Origin of the sequence: Streptosporangium sp. NPDC002524 (assembly GCF_040295985.1) — a bacterium.
Classification (GTDB): domain Bacteria; phylum Actinomycetota; class Actinomycetes; order Streptosporangiales; family Streptosporangiaceae; genus Streptosporangium.
Genome location: NZ_JBEOWK010000014.1, coordinates 88,115 through 108,928, shown reverse-complemented (window position 1 = coordinate 108,928; position 20,814 = coordinate 88,115). Strand labels below are relative to the sequence as shown.

The 20,814-nt window shown below is 73.9% G+C and carries 18 protein-coding genes; 7 read left to right on the top strand and 11 right to left on the bottom strand.

Going from position 1 to position 20,814, the window contains the following annotated elements; genetic code table 11:
• Nucleotides 1-11: 11 nt before the first annotated feature.
• From ABT053_RS24205 to ABT053_RS24195, 3 genes are all read left to right on the top strand, one after another.
• Entirely contained in the window at nt 12-854 is an 843-nt protein-coding gene (locus tag ABT053_RS24205; protein WP_350971536.1) for a carotenoid biosynthesis protein, read from the top strand.
• A 58-nt stretch (nt 855-912) separates the two neighbouring features.
• Nucleotides 913-2,397 carry a phytoene desaturase family protein gene (locus tag ABT053_RS24200; RefSeq protein WP_350971534.1) on the top strand — a complete coding sequence of 495 codons (1,485 nt, stop codon included), beginning with the start codon at nt 913-915 and terminating at the stop codon, nt 2,395-2,397.
• A 190-nt stretch (nt 2,398-2,587) separates the two neighbouring features.
• The gene (locus ABT053_RS24195; protein ID WP_350971532.1) at nt 2,588-3,901 is read left to right on the top strand and encodes a glycosyltransferase family 2 protein; all 1,314 of its coding nucleotides are present in this window, start codon (nt 2,588-2,590) and stop codon (nt 3,899-3,901) included.
• Here the strand turns inward: ABT053_RS24195 and ABT053_RS24190 are convergent.
• Entirely contained in the window at nt 3,852-4,448 is a 597-nt protein-coding gene (locus tag ABT053_RS24190) for a glycerol-3-phosphate acyltransferase (RefSeq protein ID WP_350971530.1), read from the bottom strand. The two genes, ABT053_RS24195 and ABT053_RS24190, sit on opposite strands and share 50 nt — an antisense overlap.
• A 40-nt stretch (nt 4,449-4,488) precedes the next feature.
• Between ABT053_RS24190 and ABT053_RS24185 the strand changes: the two genes are divergently transcribed.
• A complete protein-coding gene (locus tag ABT053_RS24185) occupies nt 4,489-5,370 on the top strand; it encodes a spheroidene monooxygenase (protein ID WP_350971528.1) in 882 nt (293 codons plus the stop codon).
• A 93-nt stretch (nt 5,371-5,463) separates the two neighbouring features.
• Here the strand turns inward: ABT053_RS24185 and plsX are convergent, their stop codons facing one another.
• The 6 genes from plsX to ABT053_RS24155 all read right to left on the bottom strand — a co-directional run bounded on the left by plsX (nt 5,464) and on the right by ABT053_RS24155 (nt 13,173).
• Nucleotides 5,464-6,435, bottom strand: a complete 972-nt coding sequence (gene plsX, locus ABT053_RS24180; protein ID WP_350971526.1) for a phosphate acyltransferase PlsX — start codon at nt 6,433-6,435, stop codon at nt 5,464-5,466.
• A gap of 133 nt (nt 6,436-6,568) precedes the next feature.
• Entirely contained in the window at nt 6,569-7,468 is a 900-nt protein-coding gene (locus tag ABT053_RS24175; RefSeq protein WP_350971524.1) for a phytoene/squalene synthase family protein, read from the bottom strand.
• Complete coding sequence (crtI, locus tag ABT053_RS24170; protein WP_350971522.1) at nt 7,465-8,925, bottom strand: phytoene desaturase family protein; 1,461 nt, start codon at nt 8,923-8,925, stop codon at nt 7,465-7,467. The genes ABT053_RS24175 and crtI overlap by 4 nt, the downstream gene beginning before the upstream one ends.
• A gap of 776 nt (nt 8,926-9,701) precedes the next feature.
• Nucleotides 9,702-11,426 (bottom strand): S8 family serine peptidase, encoded by a 1,725-nt coding sequence (locus tag ABT053_RS24165; protein WP_350971521.1) that lies wholly within the window; start codon nt 11,424-11,426, stop codon nt 9,702-9,704.
• 281 nt (nt 11,427-11,707) lie between these two features.
• Nucleotides 11,708-12,028: a protealysin inhibitor emfourin gene (locus tag ABT053_RS24160; RefSeq protein ID WP_350971520.1), complete on the bottom strand. Its 321-nt coding sequence runs from the start codon at nt 12,026-12,028 to the stop codon at nt 11,708-11,710.
• A gap of 53 nt (nt 12,029-12,081) precedes the next feature.
• Entirely contained in the window at nt 12,082-13,173 is a 1,092-nt protein-coding gene (locus tag ABT053_RS24155) for a M4 family metallopeptidase (protein WP_350971519.1), read from the bottom strand.
• Nucleotides 13,174-13,770: 597 nt separating this feature from the next.
• On the opposite strand from ABT053_RS24155, the gene ABT053_RS24150 reads away from it, so the two are divergent.
• Nucleotides 13,771-14,610 (top strand): metallophosphoesterase family protein, encoded by an 840-nt coding sequence (locus ABT053_RS24150; RefSeq protein ID WP_350971517.1) that lies wholly within the window; start codon nt 13,771-13,773, stop codon nt 14,608-14,610.
• Nucleotides 14,607-15,257 carry a 4'-phosphopantetheinyl transferase family protein gene (locus tag ABT053_RS24145; RefSeq protein WP_350971515.1) on the top strand — a complete coding sequence of 217 codons (651 nt, stop codon included), beginning with the start codon at nt 14,607-14,609 and terminating at the stop codon, nt 15,255-15,257. The genes ABT053_RS24150 and ABT053_RS24145 overlap by 4 nt, the downstream gene beginning before the upstream one ends.
• 81 nt (nt 15,258-15,338) lie before the next feature.
• Here ABT053_RS24145 and ABT053_RS24140 read toward each other — a convergent pair whose 3' ends face one another.
• Nucleotides 15,339-15,983, bottom strand: a complete 645-nt coding sequence (locus ABT053_RS24140; protein ID WP_350971513.1) for a response regulator transcription factor — start codon at nt 15,981-15,983, stop codon at nt 15,339-15,341.
• Nucleotides 15,984-15,997: 14 nt separating this feature from the next.
• Complete coding sequence (locus tag ABT053_RS24135) at nt 15,998-17,401, bottom strand: sensor histidine kinase (protein ID WP_350971512.1); 1,404 nt, start codon at nt 17,399-17,401, stop codon at nt 15,998-16,000.
• A 194-nt stretch (nt 17,402-17,595) separates the two neighbouring features.
• Here ABT053_RS24135 and ABT053_RS24130 point away from each other — a divergent pair, with 194 nt between their 5' ends.
• Nucleotides 17,596-19,104, top strand: a complete 1,509-nt coding sequence (locus ABT053_RS24130) for an alpha/beta fold hydrolase (protein ID WP_350971510.1) — start codon at nt 17,596-17,598, stop codon at nt 19,102-19,104.
• Between the two features lie 186 nt (nt 19,105-19,290).
• Here the strand turns inward: ABT053_RS24130 and ABT053_RS24125 are convergent, their stop codons facing one another.
• Nucleotides 19,291-19,950, bottom strand: coding sequence for a LuxR C-terminal-related transcriptional regulator (locus tag ABT053_RS24125; protein WP_350971508.1), 660 nt, complete (start codon nt 19,948-19,950; stop codon nt 19,291-19,293).
• A 7-nt stretch (nt 19,951-19,957) separates the two neighbouring features.
• Nucleotides 19,958-20,698 (bottom strand): helix-turn-helix domain-containing protein, encoded by a 741-nt coding sequence (locus tag ABT053_RS24120; RefSeq protein ID WP_350971507.1) that lies wholly within the window; start codon nt 20,696-20,698, stop codon nt 19,958-19,960.
• Nucleotides 20,699-20,814 lie beyond the last annotated feature (116 nt).

The following is a 20,814-nucleotide window of genomic DNA, read 5'->3' as shown; positions in this document are numbered from 1 at the left end:
AATGACCGTCCATGGGGCACAGCCAACAGGTGAGCAGCGGACGGCCCGGCCGTGAGGCGGTGCGGGAGCGGCCCTCGCCGGTGGGACCGCGCGCACGCGTGGCGAGCGCGCTCGGCGCGGTGTCGCTGGCCGCGATGGTCGTCGCGCAGGTCGCCTCGGGGCTGCAGGCCCGGCCGATCACACTGACCAGCGTGGTCGTCCTGCTGCTGGCGGCGAGCGCGCTGGCGTTCGCCTGCGCGACCCACCCCCCGGCCAGGGTCGCCACGGCGTTCGCGGCCGTGGTCGCGACCGGGTACGCCGCCGAGTGGATCGGGATCAGGACGGGCCTGCCTTTCGGCGACTACCACTACACCGGTGTCCTGTGGCCCGCGCCCGGCGGGGTGCCGGTGATCGTGGCGCTGGCGTGGGGCGGCATGGGGCTGGCGGCCCACGCGGTGGCCGCCGCCGTCGCGCCGGTGAGCCGGGCGGCGCGGATCGTCACCGGGGCGCTGGCCCTCACCGCCTGGGACCTGTTCCTGGACCCGCAGATGATCCGGCTGGGCCTGTGGGTCTGGCACGACCCCGGCCCCTACCGGGGCGTTCCCCTCGGCAACTTCGCGGGCTGGCTCGTCGTCTCCCTGCTGGTGATGGCCCTGCTGGAGCGCGTACTGGCCGAGCCGGGGGCGTGGAGCGCCGGGCTGGTGTCGATCTACACGGTGATGGCGGTCATGGAGACCGTCGGCTTCGCGGCCGTCTTCGTCCCGCCGGACCCGCTGGTGGCCACGGCCGGGGGGCTCTCGATGGGACTGTTCGCCTTGCTCGCCTGGCGGCGCGGACGCCGGAGCAGACCGGCTCCCGGGGCGGGCCGGGCGTGACGGCGACGATCTCACCCATCGGGGCCGTGACAGGAACAGGCACAGGAAGGGGACGCGGATGCCGGAGGTAACGGTGATAGGCGGCGGCGTCGGGGGCATGGTCTCCGCGCTGCTGCTGGCCCGGCAGGGGCACGAGGTGCGGCTGTACGAGCGGCTTCCCCGGCTGGGCGGCAAGCTCGCCGAGCACACCAGGGACGGCTTCACCTTCTCCGTCGGTCCCTCCCTGCTCACCCTGCCCGCCGTCTTCACCGACCTCGGGCTGGACCTCGACCTGGTGGAGCTCGACGAGCTGTGCCGCTACCGCTTCGCCGACGGCTCGACGCTGGCGGCGTACCGCGACCCGGCCCGGATGGCCGCCGAGGTCGACCGGCTCGCCCCCGGCGAGGGCCGCGCCTGGCTCGCCTTCCACGACTGGGCCCGGCGCTGTTTCGACGCGTCGCGCCGCACCTTCTTCACCGGCCCGCTCACCCGGCCGCCCACCGAGGCCCGCCTGTCGGACCTGCTGGCGGTGGCGCCGGGCCGTACCCTCGACGGCCTGGCCCGCCGCTTCTTCACCGACTCGCGCCTGCGCCAGTACGTCGGCCGCTACGCGACCTACGCGGGTTCCAGCCCGTACCGCGCCCCGGCCGCGCTGGGGTGCGTCCCGGCGATCGAGCACGGCGAGGGCGGCTGGTACGTCCCCGGAGGGCTGCCCCGCATCGCCGACGCCCTCGCCCTGATGCTGGAGAAGGCGGGGGTGGAGGTCGTCCTGGGGGCGGAGGTGGCCCGGGTGCTCGCCGACGGCGAGCGGGTCAGGGGGGTGCGGCTCGCCTCCGGGGAGTCAGAGCGCGCCGACATCGTGGTCGCCAACACCGACGCGGCCGCGCTGTACGGGCGGCTGCTGCCCGACCGGCGGCGGCTGCGGCGCATCGCCGGGCTCGGCACCTCCTCGTCGGTGTTCCTGCTGCTGGCCGGGGTGGAGGGCAGGACCGAGGGGCTGGGGCACCACTCGATCGTCTTCTCCGGCGACTACGAGCGGGAGTTCGGCGACATCTTCCGGCGGCGCAGGCCACCGGAGGACCCGACCGTCTACATCGGCTGCTCGGTCGTGGACGACCCGTCGCAGGCCCCGCCGGGCACGGAGAACTGGGTCATGCTGGTCAACGTCCCGGCCCGCGACCCCGGCCGGTGGCCGATGTCCCCCGAGGCGTACCGGGACCTGGTGCTCGACCGCCTGGCCTCCAGGGGGCACGACCTGTCGGGACGGCTGCGCTTCGTGGACCTGTTCACCCCCGCCGACCTGCGCGACCGGTACGGCGCGTGGGGCGGCTCGATCTACGGCGGCGCCTACTCCGGCAGGCTCGCGCCCTTCCGCCGCCCCGGCAACCGGGGTCCCCGGCGCGGCCTGTACCTGGTGGGCGGCTCGGCGCACCCCGGTGGCGGGCTGCCGCTGGTCGCGATGGGCGCCCGCATCGTCGCCTCGCTCGTACGGGAGGACTTCCCCGGCGCCCCCTCGGGCGCGAGCGGTTCCCGGGGCCGCCGCACGTCCGGGACTCCCCTGTGAGCCGGACGGCGAGGTCCTCACGGCCCCCGGACCGCGCGAACCGTGCGGACCGGTCGTCGAAGGTACGACTCACGGAGACACGACTCGCGGAGGCACGACTCCCGGAGACACGACTCGCGAAGGTACGACTCACGGAGACACGACTTCCCGAGACACGACTCGTGGAGACACGACTCATGGAGGCACGACGATGAGACTCCTGACCGCGCTGCAGGCCGCCGCCGCGCTGACCGTGGCGGTGCGGCTGGCCAGGGGGCGGCGGCGCCGGCCCGCGCTGGCCCCCGTACGGGCGGCCACAGCGCGCGTCTCGGTGGTGGTCCCCGCCCGCGACGAGGAGGCCCGCCTGGGCCCGTGCCTGTCGGCGGCGCTCGCCGACCCGGACGTCGCGGAGGTCCTCGTCGTCGACGACGAGTCACGCGATGGCACGGCACGGCTGGCGTCCGGGCTCGGCGCGAAGGTCATCACGGGGGCGCCGCTCCCCGAGGGCTGGGTGGGCAAGCAGTGGGCTCTGCAACAGGGTGTCGAGGCGGCGGGGGGCGAGGTCGTGGTGACCCTGGACGCGGACGCCCGGCCCGCGCCGGGGCTGTTCGGCGCGCTCGCGGCGGCCCTGGAGGAGTACGACCTGGTGAGCGCGGGCCCCCGGTTCGTGTGCGAGGGTACGGCCGAGCAGGCGCTGCACGCCTCGTTCCTGGCGACGCTGGTCTACCGCTTCGGCCCGATCGGGCCGGCCACTCCCCCGCCCCCGCACCGGGCGATGGCCAACGGCCAGTGCACGGCCTTCCGCCGCACGGCGATGCTGGACGCCCAAGGATTCGCGCGGGTACGCGGGCACCTGGCCGACGACGTGGCGCTGGCCAGGACCCTGGCGGCCGACGGCTGGACCGTGGGGTTCCTGGACGCCGGGGGCCTGCTGGAGGTCGACATGCACGACTCGGCCGCCGGGGTGTGGCGGGAGTGGGGGCGGTCGCTGTCGCTGCGCGACGTCACCGCGCCGGGCTGGCAGGCGGCCGACCTGGCCGTGGTCTGGCTGGCCGCCGCGCTGCCGGTGCTCCGGCTGGTGACCGGCCGCCCCACCCGGCTCGACCTGGGGCTGCTGGCCGTACGGCTGCTGCTGGCCGGCGCGCTGCGCGGCAGCTACACGCGGCCGGGGCCGGGCGTGCTGCTCTCCCCGCTGCTGGACCCGCTGGCGGTCCTGCGGCTGACGCAGGTCACGCTGCGCCCGGTGCGCGACTGGCGGGGCCGCGCCTACCCGGCCGCCACGATGGCCTCCCGCCTCGGCTCCGGTACGACGGACGCGCGGCCGGGGCCGGTCACGACGGGCGTCCACTCCGGCGGGGCCGCTACGGACACCCGTCCGGGCCCGGACGAGCGACCGGCACCGGACACGTCACCGGGGCCGGACACATCGCCGAGGCCGGACACGTCACCGAGGCCGGACACGTCGCCGGGGCCGGTCACGACGGGCGATCGGTCCGCGCCGCCTGGCCGAAGCGCAGCCCGATGAGGCACATGAGCAGGCCGGTCGCGGCCACGTACGTGACCGGGGCGAAGAGCAGCTGGAACAGCGGGATGCCGAAGACGCCGGCGCGCGCCCCGATCGCGAAGGACCGCGTCACCACGGCGACCCCGACCAGGGCGGCCACCCCGAGCAGGAAGCCCGGCGGGCAGATGACGGCGAATCCGCCCACGAAGGCGAGGATCGACCGGCCGCCCCTGAACCCGGCGAAGACCGGCCAGGCGTGCCCGGCCATGGCGGCGGCCACCGCCAGATACACCGGCAGCACGCTGCCGCCGCTCACCCCGCCGGGCCAGACGAGGTGCGTGCCGCCGGCCCACAGGCCGAGCAGCCCGGCGAACGTGCCCTTGAGCGTGTCGCCCGCGAAGACCGGCACGGCGGCCCGCCAGCCGAGCCGCTGCCTGACGTTCCAGAAGCCGGGGTTGCGGTCGCCGACCTCGCGGGGGTCGAACCCGTGCGCGCGGGAGACCAGTACGGCGACCGGCACGGATCCGAGAAGGTAGCCGCCGATGACCGAGACGAGCAGCGGAACCATCGCTTCCTTTCATCTCACGAGATATGCGGATATGGGGGCTATGCGGTACATGGCGTTCGACCGGCCGGTGCTGGGGAGAACGCCGGGGCTGAGGTTCTGGCGGCTGCTCGGCTCCGGCCGCGGGGCCTCGACGAGCATGGGCGCGGACCTGCGCCGCTGGGCCCTGCTGGCCGTGTGGCGCGACGAGCGGGACCTGGACCGCTTCCTGAGCGAGTCACCGGTGGCGGCGCGCTGGCGGAGCGCGGCGCGGGAGTCCTGGCAGGTACGGCTGGTTCCCCTCTCCTCACGCGGCGCCTGGAACGGGGTGAACCCGTTCGGCCCTCTCCCCGGCAGCGCGTCCGGCCTTCCCTCGAGGGACGCGCCCGGCCTTTCTCCCAGGGAGGCGTCCGGCCTCCTCCCCGGGAACGCGTCCAGCCTTTCTCCCAAGGGGGCGTCCGGCCTCCTCCCCGGCGGCACGCCCGGCTTCTCCTCTGGGGAGGCGTCCGGCTTTCCCTCTGGGAGCGCGTCCGGCCTTCCCCTTGAAGGCGTGTCCGGCCTTCTCTCCGAGAGCGCGTCCAGTTTTTCTCCCGGGGGTGTGCGGCCCGATCCCGGTGGTCCCGTCGCCGTGCTGACCCGCGCGTCGATCCGCCCCGCCCGCCTCGTGGCGTTCTACCGCTCGGTCCCCGGGGTGGACCGCCTCCTGGCGGAGCAGGACGGCTGCCTGGCCTCGGTCGGCGTCGGCGAGTGGCCACTGGCCAGGCAGGGCACGTTCTCGCTGTGGCGCGACGCCGACGCGGTGCGCGACTTCGCGCACCGGGGGCGGGCACACCGGCGGGTGATCGGCAGGACCCGCGCGGAGGGCTGGTACTCCGAGGAACTGTTCGCCCGGTTCTCCCCGTACGCCAGCGAGGGCACCTGGGACGGCGCCGACCCCCTGGCCTGACCCCGCCCGGCCCGCCCGGTGCACCCGGTGCACCCGGTCCACCCGGTCCACCCGGTCCACCCGGTCTGCCCGGTGCAACGGTCTCGCTCCCCCTCAACGGACGGGTTCCGTGGCGAGGTGGTCTCCGAAGCGGGTGGCGATCCCGCCCTCGGCGAGGTCGTGCGCCACCGCGCAGGCGCGCGCGATCGTCGCCGCCCGCGAGGAGCCGTGCGCGACGACGACGGTGCCGCTCAGCCCGAGCAGCGCCGCCCCGCCGTGGGTCTCGGGGTCGTAGCGGCGGGCCACCTCCCGCAGGTCCTCGGCCCCGGCGACACCGGAACGCGCCACCAGCGTCAGCGCGGCCCGTACGGAGCCCTCGACGTTCTTGAGCACCACGTTGCCGGTGAAGCCGTCGGTGACGATCACGTCGACCGTGCCCGCGAGCACGTCGTGGCCCTCCACGTTGCCGTGGAAGCGGAGCGGCAGATCGGGAAGCAGCTCACCGGCCCTGCGTGTCAGCCGGTTGCCCTTGCCCGGTTCCGAGCCGATCGACAGCAGGCCCACCGACGGGTCGGCGACGCCGAGCACGAGCCGGGCGTAGGAGACGCCGAGCAGCGCGAACTGGGCGATCATCTCCGGGGTGGGGTCGGAGGTCGCCCCCGCGTCGATCAGTACGGTGGCGCCGCCGGTGACCGAGGGCAGCGCGATGGCCAGGGCGGGCCGCAGGACACCCGTGGCGCGGCCGATGCCACGGATGGCGCACGAGACGACCGCGCCGGTGGACCCGGCCGACACGAACGCCGACGCCGCCCCGCGCCGTACGAGATCGCAGCCGACCGTCAGGCTGGTCGTGCCGGAGGAGACCGCTCCCGCGCCCCGCTCGGCCATCGGGACGACGTCCTCGGCGTGCACCACGTCGATCTCGGCGGCGGCGCCGTGCCGGTCGAGCTCGGCACGGATGTCCCCGGCCCTGCCCACCAGCAGCACGGGGATCCCCAGCTCGCGCCGGGCCGCCACCGCCCCGGCGACCGTCTCGACCGGTCCGTGGTCTCCGCCCATCGCGTCGACGACCACAGGTTCCGACATCACGCCCTCCCGACGACGGTGTTGAACGAACTGACGAACGAGGACGCCCCCGTGACGGGCACCCTCGTGACGGGCACCCTCATGACGAACCGTCCGGCGGCCGGCCGCCCCGCGACGGCCGCGTGCGGCCGGTTCACGGGATCTCGCCGATCAGGCGGCGTTCGGCGCGGTCGGCCGCGGACGCCGCGAGCAGGTGCCGCGCGAAGATCGCCGCTCTTCGCCGCCGGGGCACGGCGACCCTCCCGCCGAGGACGTCGTAGCGAGCGTCCTCGATCCGGTCGAGGATGCCGCCGTACAGCTGGAAGGCCGCGCGGATGCACGGCCGGGAGGAGGGGGTCAGCATGTCGATGCCCTCTGCGGCCCGCGCGTAGTGGTCCCTGGCCCGCCGGGTCTGGAAGGCCAGCAGCTCGCGCAGGGCCGGAGTGCTCGCACCGCGCCCCAGGTCGGCCACCGTCACCCCGAACCTCTCCAGGTCCTCCAGCGGGAGGTAGACCCGGCCGCGTTCCAGGTCCTCGGCGACGTCGCGCAGGAAGTTGGTCAGCTGGAAGGCCAGCCCCAGCTGGCGGGCCGGTTCGCGGGCCTTGTCCTCCATGCCGGGCAGCGGTTCGAGGACGGGCAGCATCATGGTGCCGATCACCGCGGCCGAGCCCTCCATGTAGGCGAGCAGGTCGTCGTAGGTCTCGTAGCGGGTGACGGTCAGGTCGGCCCGCATCGAGCGCAGGAACGCGTCGACGTCACCGTGGTCGACGCCGAAGGAACGCACGGTCTGCGCGAACGCGGGAAGCACCGGGTCCTCGGTGGTCCCGCCCGCCAGGGTGGTGGCCAGCCGGGCGGTCAGCCCGTCGAGCGCCCGCGCCCTGTCACCGGTCATCGTGAAGGAGTCCACGATCTCGTCGGCGTAGCGCGCGAAGCCGTACAGGGCGTGCACGTGCGGGCGCTTCCAGGCGGGCAGCAGCAGGGTCGCCAGGTAGTACGAGCGGCCGTGACGGGCGTTGAGCCTGCGGCAGAGCTCGTAACTCGCGGTCAGGGTCATCGGGCGCCCTCCAGTACGCGTTCCGCGGCGAGCCGGCCGGAGATCAGCACCGGGGGCACCCCCACCCCCGGCGCGGTGTACATCCCGGCGAAGTGCAGCCCGGGGACGCGCCTGGCCGCGCCCGCCGGACGGAACCAGGCCGTCTGGGTGAAGCGGTGGTCCAGCGCGAACGGGGTACCCGCCGAGTGGCCGAGCCGGGCCCAGGCGGGCGGGTCGAGGGTGAGCCTCGGCGCGGAGGACAGGTCGCCGTAACCGAGGTCGGCGAGCCTGCCGAGCAGCCGGTCCTCCAGCTGCGGGGTGAGCCGGTCCCAGTCGGCGCCGCCGCGCAGGTTGGCGGTCGGCTCCAGCACGGTGAGGGTGGCGTGGCCGCGCGGCGCGGCGCCGGTGTCGGACTCCGGGTAGGTGACCAGCAGGTTCGGGTCGGGCTGTGGCCGCCCGGCCCGCAGCGCGTCGAAGGTGGCGTCCCACTCCCCGCCGAAGTGCAGGGTGTGGTGCGCCTGCCCGGCCAGGCGCCGGTCGAGGCCGAAGTGCAGGACCAGGCAGGAGGGCGAGTAGCGGGGACGGCGCAGCCGCCAGTCGCCCGCGCCCTTCGGGAGCAGCCCGGTGTGGGCGCGGGACAGGTCGCAGGCGACCACGACGTTGCCCGCCGCCAGGCGCTCGCCGGTGTCGAGCCTGACCCCGGAGACACCGGAGGACCCGGCCTCGACCCTGACGGCGCGCACCCCGTACCGGATCCGCGCGCCCGCCTTCTCGGCCAGCGTGGCCAGGGCGCGCGGGATGGCGTGCATGCCGCCCTCGCGCGGGAAGAAGACGCCGCCGACGGTGTCCATGTGGGCGATGACCGCGTAGATCCCGAGCGCCCGCCGGGGCGGCAGGCCCACGTACAGGGCCTGGAAGGTGTGCGCCTTGACCAGCCGGTGGTCGGTGAGGTGGCTCTTGACGAGGGAGTCCAGGCTGCGGAAGCCGCCCAGCGCCGCGAGGCGGGCGAGGACGCGCGGCCGGGCGAGGTCGCGCAGCCGCGTCATGTCGCGGTCGATGAACGCGGGCCACTCCGCGTCGAACAGCTCGCCGAGGCGGGCGCGGAAGCGCCGGTACCTCTCGGCCTCGGCGGCGCCGCTCAGCTCGCGCACCCGCTCGGCCATGGCGTCCTCGCCGGCCACCACGTCCAGGTGGGAGCCGTCGTGGTAGCGCAGCCGGTAGTACGGGTCCAGCCGCCGCAGCGGGAGCACGCTCTCCATGTCCTCCCCTGCCGCGGCGAAGACGTCGGCGAGGACCTCCGGCATGGTCAGCACCGAGGGGCCGGTGTCGAAGCGGTACTCACCGAGGGTGGCCGTACCGCAGCAGCCTCCCGGTATGTCGTTCGCCTCCACGATCGTGACGTCGCGCCCCGCGGCGGCCAGCCGGACGGCGGCGGCCAGCCCGCCCAGACCGGCGCCGATCACCACCACCTGGCTCACGCGCTCCTCCTCGTCGCCAGGTCTCCGCGACCGGCCGGAGGGTCCGTCCCCCGCCTACCGGCCGGGGGTGCCGTCCCTCGCCCGGCACAGGGGTCCGTCCCTCGCCCGGCATGGGGATCCATCCGCTCACCGGGCCGATCGGTCTCACACGTGACAGCGGCCATGGGCATCACTCCTTAGCGTCCATGGAGGACTTCGCGAGCGAGACCGCGTCCGGATGCGTCCGTACGGCGGCATGCTCACGGCCCATGACCGATGGCGTCGGGCGACCCATCCCCGGGTGGGGCTACCGGTAAATCAACCCGTCGCGCAAGAAGGTGCAAAGGAAGCGACGGGGAACGCGCGGAGGACCAGGCCGGAGGCCGAGCGGGCGAGAAGCGCACACGAGGAGCGGCCGAGAGGCCGAGAGGCCGAACAGGCGGCGAACGCGCGAGAGACCGGGTCCGTGGCCGGGCGGGCGAGGAACGCGCGAAGGAGCAGGTCAGAGATCGAGCGGACGCGGAACGCGCGAAGGAGCAGGTCAGAGGACGAGCGGACGCGGAACGCGCGAGAGAGCTGGTCAGAGACAGAGCGGGCGGCGAACCCTCGGAGGTCCGGGTCGGAGGCCGGGCGGGCGGATCGCGTCCTCGCGTGTCTCGGCCTCTGGCCCGTCACCGTCATCGGGAACCCGTCCACCGGGTGGACGTGGCGGGAGATCTTGTGGTGGGCGTGGTGGGACGACCTGTGGCACCCGGCTCCCTCCCCGTACGGGAAGAGGGCCGGGTTCCCGGTTCAGGTCAGCGGACCGCCCGGAGGGCGTCGACGATCCCGTTGCCGTAGAAGCCGTTGCGCAGCACGTTGCCCTCGCAGGTGTGCGTCGAGGTCGCCGTGGTGCCGTCCGGCAGGTGCCTGGTGTAGGTGTAGGCGGGCGGGGTGGGGCAGGGCGTCCTGGTCGCGGTGCCCTTGAGGACCGTCTCCACGACGGCCGGGTGGAGCTTCTTACCGCCGTGTGCCCGGTCGCGCTGGCCGTACTTGCTGACGATCAGCGCGGCGACCCCGGCGGCGCGCGGGGAGGCCATCGAGGTGCCCTGGAGATACACGTAGTAGGCGCAGACGGAGCCCTTGCAGCTGCGGACCACGTTGGTGACGTTGGGCGTGCCGTCGGGGTTGAGCTGGCCGCGCTCCTCGGCCACGGACCGGGGGTAGGCCGCCAGCGTCGCCCTGGTGACGTCGCGGGTGTTGCCGGCGGTGTCGTAGACGTCGCCGCCCGGGGAGGCGACGTCGACGTAGCCGTTGCCGTAGTCGGAGTAGTACGACTTGCGCTTGCTGATGCCGGTCGAGGAGACCGAGATCACGTGCTTGCCCTCGCTCGGCATGGAGACGCAGCTCGGGGGGATCGTGCGCGTGTAGGGCAGCTCGCCGGGCACGCTGGCGAAGTCGGGGCTGGAGGCGTCGGTGATCGTCTTGGTGTAGTCGGAGGCGCCGTTTCCGGCCGCGGACACCAGGGTCACGCCCTTGCCGTGCGCGTAGTCGAGCGCCCGCTGCATGGCCTTGATGATCGTGGCCTGCTCCTGCCGGTCGGCCGGGGAGTCGGCCGGGTTGTCGACGCAGTTGAACAGCCACGGGTCGACGTAGTAGCTCATGTTGACCACGTCGATGCCGACGTCACCGGCGTGGGTCAGCGCGTCGATGCTGGGCTGCAGGAAGAAGTATCCGGAGTCCTGGCCGGCCCGCAGGTTCACGATGGAGACCTTGGGCGCCACGCCCGACGTGCCGAGCCCGTTGATGGGCGAGGCGATCGACGACGCCACGTGCGTGCCGTGCTCGTTCTCGTCGACGTCGGCCGGGTCGTTGCAGGAGCGGTCGGGCTCGGCCTCGCACGGGCCGTCGACCTCGTTGCCGTCGGCGTCGACGGGGATGTCGACGGTGAAGTTGCGGCTCAGCGCGCGGTTGAAGTTCGGTGCGATGTCGGGGTGGGAGCCGTCGACGCCGGTGTCGATGACACCGACGAGCACGCCCGGGTCCCCCTGCTCGTGGCGGTAGGAGCCGTCGACGGTCGCGTGGATCTGCTTCATGTCCCACTGGAGCTCCGACAGCGGCTCCGCGGCGGGCGCGGGCCTGCCGAAGGTCGAGGCGGCGGGCGCGCCGTCACCGGCCCTCTCCACCGCCCTCGACTGCACGGCCACGCGGCCGGTGGCTCCTCGCCTCGCGGTGGGCACGCTGCCGATGGACCGGTTGTGGGCGATGTCGTCGATCGCGGCGGCGTCGCGCACCGTCTCGGCGAAGCGGTCGTTCGTCGTGGTGATGGTGGCGACGCCGACCGCGGCGTTCTCCTTGAGGATGCTTCCGCCCGCCTCCCGGATGGCCCGCTGGGCGTCCGCGGGACGCGCGCCTTCCGTGTAGAGGACGACGTACTCGGCCTGCGCGCCCGGTTCGGCGGTCACCTGCCGGGCCTGCGCCGGGGGCACCAGCGCGGCTGCCGTAAGCGCGGCGACAGCTGCGGTGATGATGACGCGTTTCACATATACCTCCGTATATCCAAAGAGCTCCCCGCAAATGTGATTTCACGCGCCCCAACAATCCAGCCGTGCCCACATTTGCCGCCAAGGTGTAATAAAACCAGCAGGAGCCGGGGAATCCGCAACTCCCGTGGCCTGTACACATCGGCGAATCATGCCATCAGGAACCGTTACATGGGAATTCTCGCGCCAAAATCGGTGACAGCGTGGAGTTTCAGATGGTCAGACCCGCTTTCAAGCCGACAGACAAGAGGATAAAAGGGTCGGATAGGCCGAGACAGGACTTAACCGGGCGGGCCGACTCGCTCCTGTCGTTCCGGCAGCGAGGTCACGTACGAGATGAGCGCGCGGAGCGGGCCGGGGAGGTCGCCCTCGCGGGCGCGCGTCGTGAGCACCCGGCCGCCGTCCTCGACGGTGAGCTCGTAGTCGAAGCGGTCGGGCCGCCCCTCCGGGGGCCCGGGCCGCTCCGGCGTGCCGGACAGCCCGGCCCGCTCCACCCTGGCGCGCAGCTCGGCGGCGGCCTCCGGCGCCAGCGACGCGGAGTCGACCGTGGTGACCGTGACGAGACCGGCGATGCCGCCTCCCCGGACGATCGAGACCTTCATGGGAGGATCCTAGACCGGCCCGCGCGGCCCGGCCTCCGGCACAGGGCCACGGCCTAGAGGACTCCCACCTGCTGCCACGCGGCGCGCACCTTCCGCTGCTCGTCCCCGTCCGCGCCGAACAGCTCCCCGGCCACCTCCACGGTCGCCTCCGCGGCCTGCCGGAAATTGGAGCGCGGCCGGAGCCGTTCGGTGAGCGTGACGTACCAGACGCGTCCGGCGCGCTCCCAGGCGTTGCCGCCGATGGCGGTGGCGGCGAGGTAGAAGGCGTGGTTGGGGATGCCCGAGTTGATGTGGACGCCCCCGTGGTCGTTGGCGGGGTCGCCGTCGTCGGGCAGGTCCACGTAGTCGCGCATGTGTCCCGGCTGCCGGTCGCGCCCCCCGGAGGGGGTCGACCACGCGGTTCCCGGCGCCTTCATCGACCGCAGGGCCGTCCCCTGCAGGGCGCTGCCCAGGATGCCGTCGCCGATGAGCCAGTCGGCCTGGTCGGCGGTCTGCCCCCGGCTGTACTGCTTGGCGAGCGACCCGAGGACGTCGGAGAACGACTCGTTGAGGGCTCCCGGCTGCTTGCTGTAGACCAGGTGCGCGGTGAACTGGGTGATGCCGTGGGTCAGCTCGTGCGCCACGATGTCGACGGCCTTGGTGAGGGACCCCTTGGTGAAGATCTGCCCGCTGCCGTCGCCGTAGATCATCTGGAAGCCGATCCAGGCGGCGTTGTCGTAGTCGGTCCCGTAGTGCACCGAGGAGACGATCTCCAGTCCCCGCCCGTCGATGCTGTCCCGCCCGAAGACGCGCCGGTAGAAGTCGTAGGTGATGCCCGCGCCGTCGTACGCGTCGTCGACCGCCGCGTCGCCGGACGGCCCGTCGCCCTCCCCGCGCCTCTTGCGCCCGGGAAGGTCGAAGTCCCCGCCGTTCTCGACGTCGTAGACCGTGCGCACCATGCCGGGGGCGGGCGCGACGTCGGTGACGGTGAGGCTGAGCTGGCGCAGCACGCCGGCGAACGACGCGCGCTGCGCCCGGGCGGTCTCCGAGGTGGCCAGGGTCCTGAGCGCGGCCTCGCGCTCCTCGGGGGTTCCCTGGTCGGCGACCGCCTGAAGCAGGTCGGGGGGTGCGATGCAGCACTGGGGCATGCTGTCAGATGTCGTCATGCTTCAAGAATCGCCGCCGTCTCCGGCGAGCGCATGAGTATCTCCGTACTCGACAGGAATCGCCGCGCTCTCCGCGGGCTCGTGGGGGGCGCCGGGCACGGTGTCTTCGCGGCGGGGTGGGGTGCGCCTCCGGGAGCGGTCGTGAGAGGGTTCTTTTGCTCGGCGATCACGAGTTCGTGACCGCGCCCGGGAAGCGGGCGAGACGGAGGCGGCGGTGTTTGGGAACGTGGAAACGTACAAGGGGGCGGCGGGGGCTCCCACGCCGCCGGAGCGCGGCCGACGACCCGCTCCGGCCACCGGGCCCGCGTCGGTCACCGGGCCTGCATCGGTCGCCGGGCTCGCGTCAGTCACCGGGCCCGCGTCAGTCGCCGGGCTCGCATCGGTCACCGGGCTCGCGTCAGTCACCCGGCCCGTGTCGGCCGCCACCGTTTCTTCGAGGACGACGGGCCGCGCGCGGAGGGACGGCGCTTCGCCAGGAACGGGCCGCGCGCCGGGACACGACGCTTCGCGGGGAACGGGCCGCGTGCGGGAAGACGGCGGTTCGCGGGGAACGGGCCGCGCGCCGGGAGACAGCGCTTCGCGGGGAACGGATCACGCATGACGTCACTGCTCGCCATCAGCGACCTGCACATCGGCTACCAGGAGAACCGGAACATCGTCGAGGAGCTGCGGCCCACCTCCGCCTCCGACTGGCTGCTGGTCGCCGGGGACGTCTCCGAGAAGGTCTCCGACGTCGAATGGGCCCTGGGGCTGCTCGCCGGACGGTTCGAGAAGGTGGTGTGGGCGCCGGGCAACCACGAGCTGTGGACCCATCCCAGCGACCCCGTCCAGCTGCGGGGCGAGGAGCGCTACCGGCACCTTATTGAGGTGTGCCGGAACCTGGGGGTGACGACGCCGGAGGACCCCTACCTCACCTGGACCGGCCCCGGCGGCCCGGTCACCGTCGCCCCGCTGTTCGTGCTGTACGACTACACCTTCCGCATGCCCGGCGTGGACACGAAGGAGGAGGCGCTCGCCCGCGCGTACGACAAGGGCGTGGTCTGCACCGACGAGATGCTGCTCCACCCCGATCCGTACCCGACCCGGGACGCTTGGTGCGACGCCAGGATCGCCGAGACCGAACGGCGCCTGGAGGCGAGGCCGCCCGGGGTCCCGACGGTGCTGGTCAACCACTATCCGCTGGTGCGCGAGCCCACCCTGATCCTGTACCACCCGGAGTTCGCGATCTGGTGCGGCACCGAGCGCACCGCCGACTGGCACCTGCGCTTCGACGCCGCCACGGTCGTCTACGGCCACCTGCACATCCCCCGGACCACCTGGCACGACGGTGTCCGCTTCGAGGAGGTCTCCTTGGGTTATCCCCGCGAGTGGCGTCCCAGGCCCACCGCGCCCGGCCAGCTGCGGCGCATCCTGCCCGCCCCGGGGCCCGTCGCATGATCGAGAAGATCCTGCCGTCGTGGGTGGCGAGCTCGGAGTGCTTCGAGGACCCGCCGGACGTCGTGCTGTTCCCCGAGGAGGAGGCGGCCGTCGCCCGCGCGGTGGAGAAGCGGCGGCGCGAGTTCGGCACCGCGCGCCACTGCGCCCGCCAGGCGCTGGCCGCCCTGGGGGTGCCCCCGGCGCCGATCCTGCCCGGCGAGCGCGGGGCTCCCGGGTGGCCGGACGGGGTGGTGGGCGCCATCACCCACTGCGCCGGATACCGCGCGGCGGCCGTCTCCCTGGAGGCGCTCGCCGTCGGCATCGACGCGGAGCCCCACGAGCCGCTCCCCGACGGCGTGCTGCCCGCGGTCTCGCTGCCCGAGGAGCGGGACGAGATCGCGCGGCTCGACGACGGCGTGCACTGGGGACGGCTGCTGTTCAGCGCCAAGGAGAGCGTCTACAAGGCGTGGTTCCCGCTGGCCAGGCGCTGGCTCGGCTTCGAGGAGGCCCACCTCACCTTCTCCCCCTCCGGTACGTTCACCGCCCGCCTCCTCGTCCCGGGCCCCCGGGTGGAGGGCCGGGAGCTGACCGGCTTCACGGGGCGCTGGCTGGTGTCCGACGGCCTGGTCGTGACCGCCATCGCGGTACCGGGGAAACCCGCGCCCTGACCACGCACCGCCACACCGCCCGGGTCCGTGGATGCGGATCCGGGCATCGGCGGACCGGCGGAGCGGTGAGGTGGCGGTCCTTCAGGACTCCAGATAGCGCAGCACGGCGAGCACGCGGCGGTGGTCGCTCTGTGACGGGGGCAGCCCGAGCTTGGTGAAGATGTGCGTGACGTGCTTCTCCACCGACCCGTACGACAGGAACAGGGCCTCGGCGATCGCGCCGTTGGACCGTCCGTCGGCCATCATGACGAGCACCTCGCGCTCGCGGGGGGTGAGGGTGTCGAGGGTGTCGGCGCGCCTGCCGGTCGCCATCATCCGGGTGACGACCTCCGGGTCCAGCACGGTCTCGCCCGCGGCGATCCGGGAGAGCGCGGCCAGGAAGTCGCCGACGTCGGCGACCCGTTCCTTCAGCAGGTATCCCACCCCTCGCGAGTCCTCGGCGAGGAGCAGGGCCGCCGAGCGCGTCTCCACGTACTGGGAGAAGACCAGCACACCGATGCCGGGGTGGTCGCGGCGGATGTCGATCGCGGCGCGCAGGCCCTCGTCGGTGTGGGTCGGCGGCATGCGTACGTCCACCACGGCGACGTCCGGCCGGTGTTCGGCCACCGCGGCGCGCAGCGCGGTCCCGTCGCCCACGGCCGCGGCGACCTCGTGCCCCCGTGTGGTGAGCAGCAGGGTGAGCCCGGCTCTGAGCACCGCGGAGTCCTCGGCGACGACGACGCGCATGCGACCTCCCGCGTTCAAGTGGGGAACGGCACCTCCACGGTGACCACCGTAGGCCCTCCGGCAGGGCTGTCGATCTCCAGCCGCCCGTCCACCACCCCCACCCGGGCCGCCAGTCCCGGCAGTCCGGTTCCGGCGCCCATCGAGGCGCCGCCCGTCCCGTCGTCGCCGACGTGCAACCGCAGCAGACCACCGTGTCCGCCCACCTCGACGATCGCCCTGCGCGCGCCGCTGTGCCTGACCACGTTGGCGAGCAGTTCCGCGGTGCAGAAGTAGACGATCGCCTCCACGGCGGCGGAGGGGCGCCGGGGCAGGTCGACGCGGAGGTCGACGGGCAGCGTGAAGCGCGTGGCGAGCACGGCGAGCGCGGTCTCCAGGCCCTGGTCCAGGACGGGCGGGTAGATGCCGTGGATCAGCAGGCGCAGGTCGGCGATGATCTCCTTGCTCTCGCGGTGGGCGGCGTCCACCAGGTCGCGCGCCTGCCGGAGCCGGTCCTCCCGGGGGAAGGCGTCGAGCCGCCGGTCCCCCGGTGAGGCGGCGGCGAGCTCGTCCTTCGCCATGCCCAGGCTCATCGCCAGCGCCACGAGGCGGGCCTGCGGCCCGTCGTGCAGGTCGCGTTCGATCCGGCGCAGGGTCGCCGTCGCGTCCTCGGCCATCCGGGCCCTCGTCTCCTCCAGGTGGCCGATCCTGGCCGAGTTCCTGGTCCGGCCGAGCAGGGCGCGTGCGAGGAACCGTTCGGGGAGCAGCGCGGCCCGCAGCGCCAGGGGTGCCGGGGCGAGCAGCGCCAGACCAGCCACGCCCAGCAGCAGGGCTCCCGGCCAGGTGTCGGCGTGCGGGCCCCAGGAGTCGGCGTACCCCGCGACCCAGCGGACGGGAGAGGAGAGCAGCCACAGGCCGCCACCCCAGAATCCGGCGGCGGCGCCGAGGGCGAGCGACGCGGTCAGCGGCTTGACCAGCAGGTAGGCCGCCGCCCGCCACCCCGCCCCGTCGCCGAGCGCCGACACGAACCAGCCGATCGGCCCGGGTCCCGGCCTGGAGGGGGCGGGGGCGGGCGTCCGGACGTCCAGCAGCAGGCGGGCCAGGCCGAGGTGGACCGCGCCCAGGTGGCGGGCTCCCCGGACCGTGACGGCCAGCAGCGGGAGGCCGACGATCGCCGTCGACCACAGCGCGGCCGTCAGCATGGCCAGGACGAGGACCAGGCCGGCGGCGGCGAGCGGCAACCCGGCCAGCGCGTAACCCAGCTCGCGCCATACCCGCCCCCGCCCCCACCCTGACCACGGCCACGGCCACGACAGCACCGGGCCGGGCGGCGCCGGGGACAGGCGCGCTCGCTCAGGAGAGGGAGCCGGGCCGGGCGGTGCCGGAGGCGGGGGCGGGGGCGACTCGGCCGGGGACGAAGGGCCGGAGGGAGGACGGCTCATCCTCCCAGCGTGCCGCACCGCACCCCCCGCCCGACATCCGGCGCGCCTGTGGGGGATATCCCGAGGTTTCCCGGCGGACGTCCCCGTGGTCTCCGGCGGACGGGTTCGCGACCGTGGAGGGGAGCCGGTGTTCGGGAGCCGGCGGGAGACGACCGTACGGCGCGCCGGCCGCCGTCCAGACGAAGGAGCCACGGATGCACGGGAAGATCGGATCGTTGTTCACCGGACTGGTGACGGCGTCGGCGCTGCTCGTCCCGGCGGGAGCGCCCGCGCCCTCACCTCCGACGCCACCGGCGCGGGCTCAGGCACCCGTGTCACCGGAGGCGGCCTCGCGGGTGGAGTGGAAGGCGTGCGCGGGCGAGAACCTGCCGGAGGGGATCCGGTGCGCCACCGTCACGGTGCCGGTCGACTGGAGGAGGCCGCGCGGGCGGAAGCTCACCCTGGATCTGGCGCGGCTGCCCGCCACCGACCCGGCGAACCGGATCGGGAGCGTGCTGCAGGTTCCAGGAGGCCCTGGGGCCGAGGGAGTGGAGGACCTGAAACGGACGGCGCCCGGCCTCACCGAGCTGCGCCGCCGCTTCGACCTCGTCGGCTACAACCCGCGCAACACCGGCCTCAGGGAGAGACTGCCCGCGGTGTGCTGGGAGATGGGGACGCAGCTGCTGGAACCCCGCGACCGTGCGGAGTACCGGGCCCAGGTGGCGAAGGTGGAGGCCGCATCGCGCGAGTGCCGGGACGCCGACTCCAGCGGCCTGTTCGACAACCTCGACTCCCTGTCGGTGGCACGGGACATGGACGTGGTCCGCGAGGCCCTGGGCGAGCGGCGGCTGAGCTTCATGGCCAACTCCTACGGAGGGGTGCCCGCCGCCGCGTACGCGCGTCTGTTCCCCGGGCGCATCCGGGCGATGTACCTCGACGGGGCGGCCGACCAGGTCAACGGGTGGGCCAAGCTGCACCTGGACCACGCCGCCATCGGCGAGCGGATGTTCGGGCGGTTCGTCGCCTGGTGCGCGGCCGACAGCGCCTGCGCGCTGCACGGGGAGGACGTGAGCGCGGTCTGGCGCGCCCTCGTCGAGAAGCTCGACCGCTCCCCGATCCCGATCTCGTCCCCGGAGCTCGGCGAGGGGAAGCTGAGCGGGTGGCACCTGAAGCTGACGAGCTTCCAGGCGAACCCGGGCCCGGACAACGCCTGGTGGAAGGCCTTCGCCACGTCGGTGGACAGGCTCAGGAAGGGTGACGCCTCCGGTTTCGCGGAGGCCGTCAACAGCAACTCGCGGATCTGGGCGGTACCGGCCCCGCGGGCGATCACCTGCCCCGACGACCGCGGCTTCACCGGGTACGAGCAGTTCCGCGACGTCTCCCGCCGGATGCGGGAGGCCTCCCCCCACCTGGGCGCCGCGCCGTTCGACATGCTGGGCTGCGCCGGCTGGCCCCGGCCCGTCGCCAACCCGTCCCGGCCGCTGCCGGTCCGCGGCCTGCCGCCGTTCCTGGGAGCCGGGTCCTGGACCGACCACACCATGACCGCGAGCCTGGCCGGGCTGGTGCCCGGTTCGGTCACCGTCCAGTACGACGGTCCCGGGCACGCCCTGTACATGCCGGGCAACAACGGGCCCGCCAGCCGGTGCGTGATCGGCCACGCCACCCGCTATCTCGTCGACCTGACGCTCCCCGCCCCGGGAACCGTCTGCCGCCCCGGCGAGTGACAACCCCGTCCCCCGGCCTGCCGCATACCCCCTTCGCCCCCGGTGGCGGAGGGGTTCGCGTCCCTGGAAGAGCGGTGCCGGGAAGAGCGGTGCCGGGAGGAGCGGTGCCTGGAAAGCACCTGTGAGGAGCCGCCCCCGAGAGGCCGGCCGGTCCGGCGCGGGGGCGCGGGCCGGCCCGGCGGGAGGTCACACGACGCCTGCCTTGTGCGCGAACACCGCCATCTGGAGACGGTCGCGCAGGTTGAGCTTGCTGAGGAGGTTGGACACGTGGAACTTGACGGTCGCCTGGCTCACGTACAGCTTGCTCGCGATCTCGGTGTTGTTCAGCCCGTCGGCGACCAGGACCAGCACCTCCTGCTCGCGTTCGGTGAGCGACTTGACGGCCTCGGGCGGCCGGTACGGGAGCCCGTTCTCGAAACGGCTCAGGAAGCTGCTGGCGACCTGCGGCGCGAAGAACGCCTCCCCCCGCGCGATCGCCCTGATCGCCCCGACCAGCTCGTCCTGGTCGCTGGAGCGCAGCAGGAAGCCGCGGGCCCCGGCGCGCACGGCGTCGAACATGGCCTCCGGGTGCTCCGTCAGGATGACGCTCCGCACCGAGCCCGCCAGTGGGTCGGCGCGGAGCCGCTCGGTGACCTGGACGCCGTCGAGGCCGGTGAGCCGCTCGTCGACGAGGGCCACGTCCGGCCGCAGGCCTCTCGCCTTGGACACCGCCTCGAACCCGTCGCCGGCGTCCCCCACGACGCGCAGCCCCGGTTCGGCGGCGAGGATCGAGCACAGTGCCGTGCGCAGCAGTCTCTCCGAGTAGCAGATGAGCACCCGGATGTCCGTTCCAACCCCGTTGTTCATCGGTGTCTCATCTCAGGCGCGCGAGCGCGATGTGCCGTGACGGGGCGAGTTCGGCGAGCGGTTCCCTGCCGGTGACGACGACGCCGGTGAAGCCGAGTGCCAGCAGCGGCGGCACGCGGCCCCCCGCCAGGCCGTCGGCGTCGTGGGCGTCGTCGAGCAGGAGCAGGCAGCGCCCGCCCGAGACCGGGGACGTCATGCGGGCGATGCGCGCCAGCCGCACGGCGTCGCGCAGCTCGCGGGGGTCGCGCCGGTCGCGGCCCAGGTCGAGGAAGAGGACGTCGAGCCCCATCCGCTGGCGCAGCACCAGGACGCACTGGGTGGCGAGGGTGGTCTTGCCGACCCCCGCGGGGCCGGTGACGGTCACCAGCGCGGGCTCCCCGCCGCCGGAGGCGACCGAGACCGTGTCCTCGACCTCCCGCAGCAGCGGGAGCCGGCTCAGCGCGACCGTACCGCTCACCGAGGGCAGCGCCCACTCGGCGGGCGGCGCCACGGCGGGGGCGCCGAGCGAGCGGGGCGGGGCGGCCTCGAAGGTGAGGCGGTCGTCGCCGGTCAGCTCCAGGGCGGCGGCCAGGCGGCGCACCGAGGTGCGGTGCGGGTAGCGGGTACGGCCCCGCTCGAGATCGCGCAGCGTGCGCACGCTCAGGCGGGCGCGCTCCGCCAGTTCCTCCTGCGTCAGCCGCGCCTTGTCCCGATGGGTGCGCAGCAGCTGGGCGAAGCCCAGGCTGTCGGACAGAAGTGCAGACCTCACGTGAGTCCTCCCGGTGACGATCAGATGCCGTCAACGTAGGAAGATGCGATTATCGTCGGATATCGTCGCGATATCGCCGGTCATTCCGCCTGGTCACCCGGTACGGGCGCTGGCAG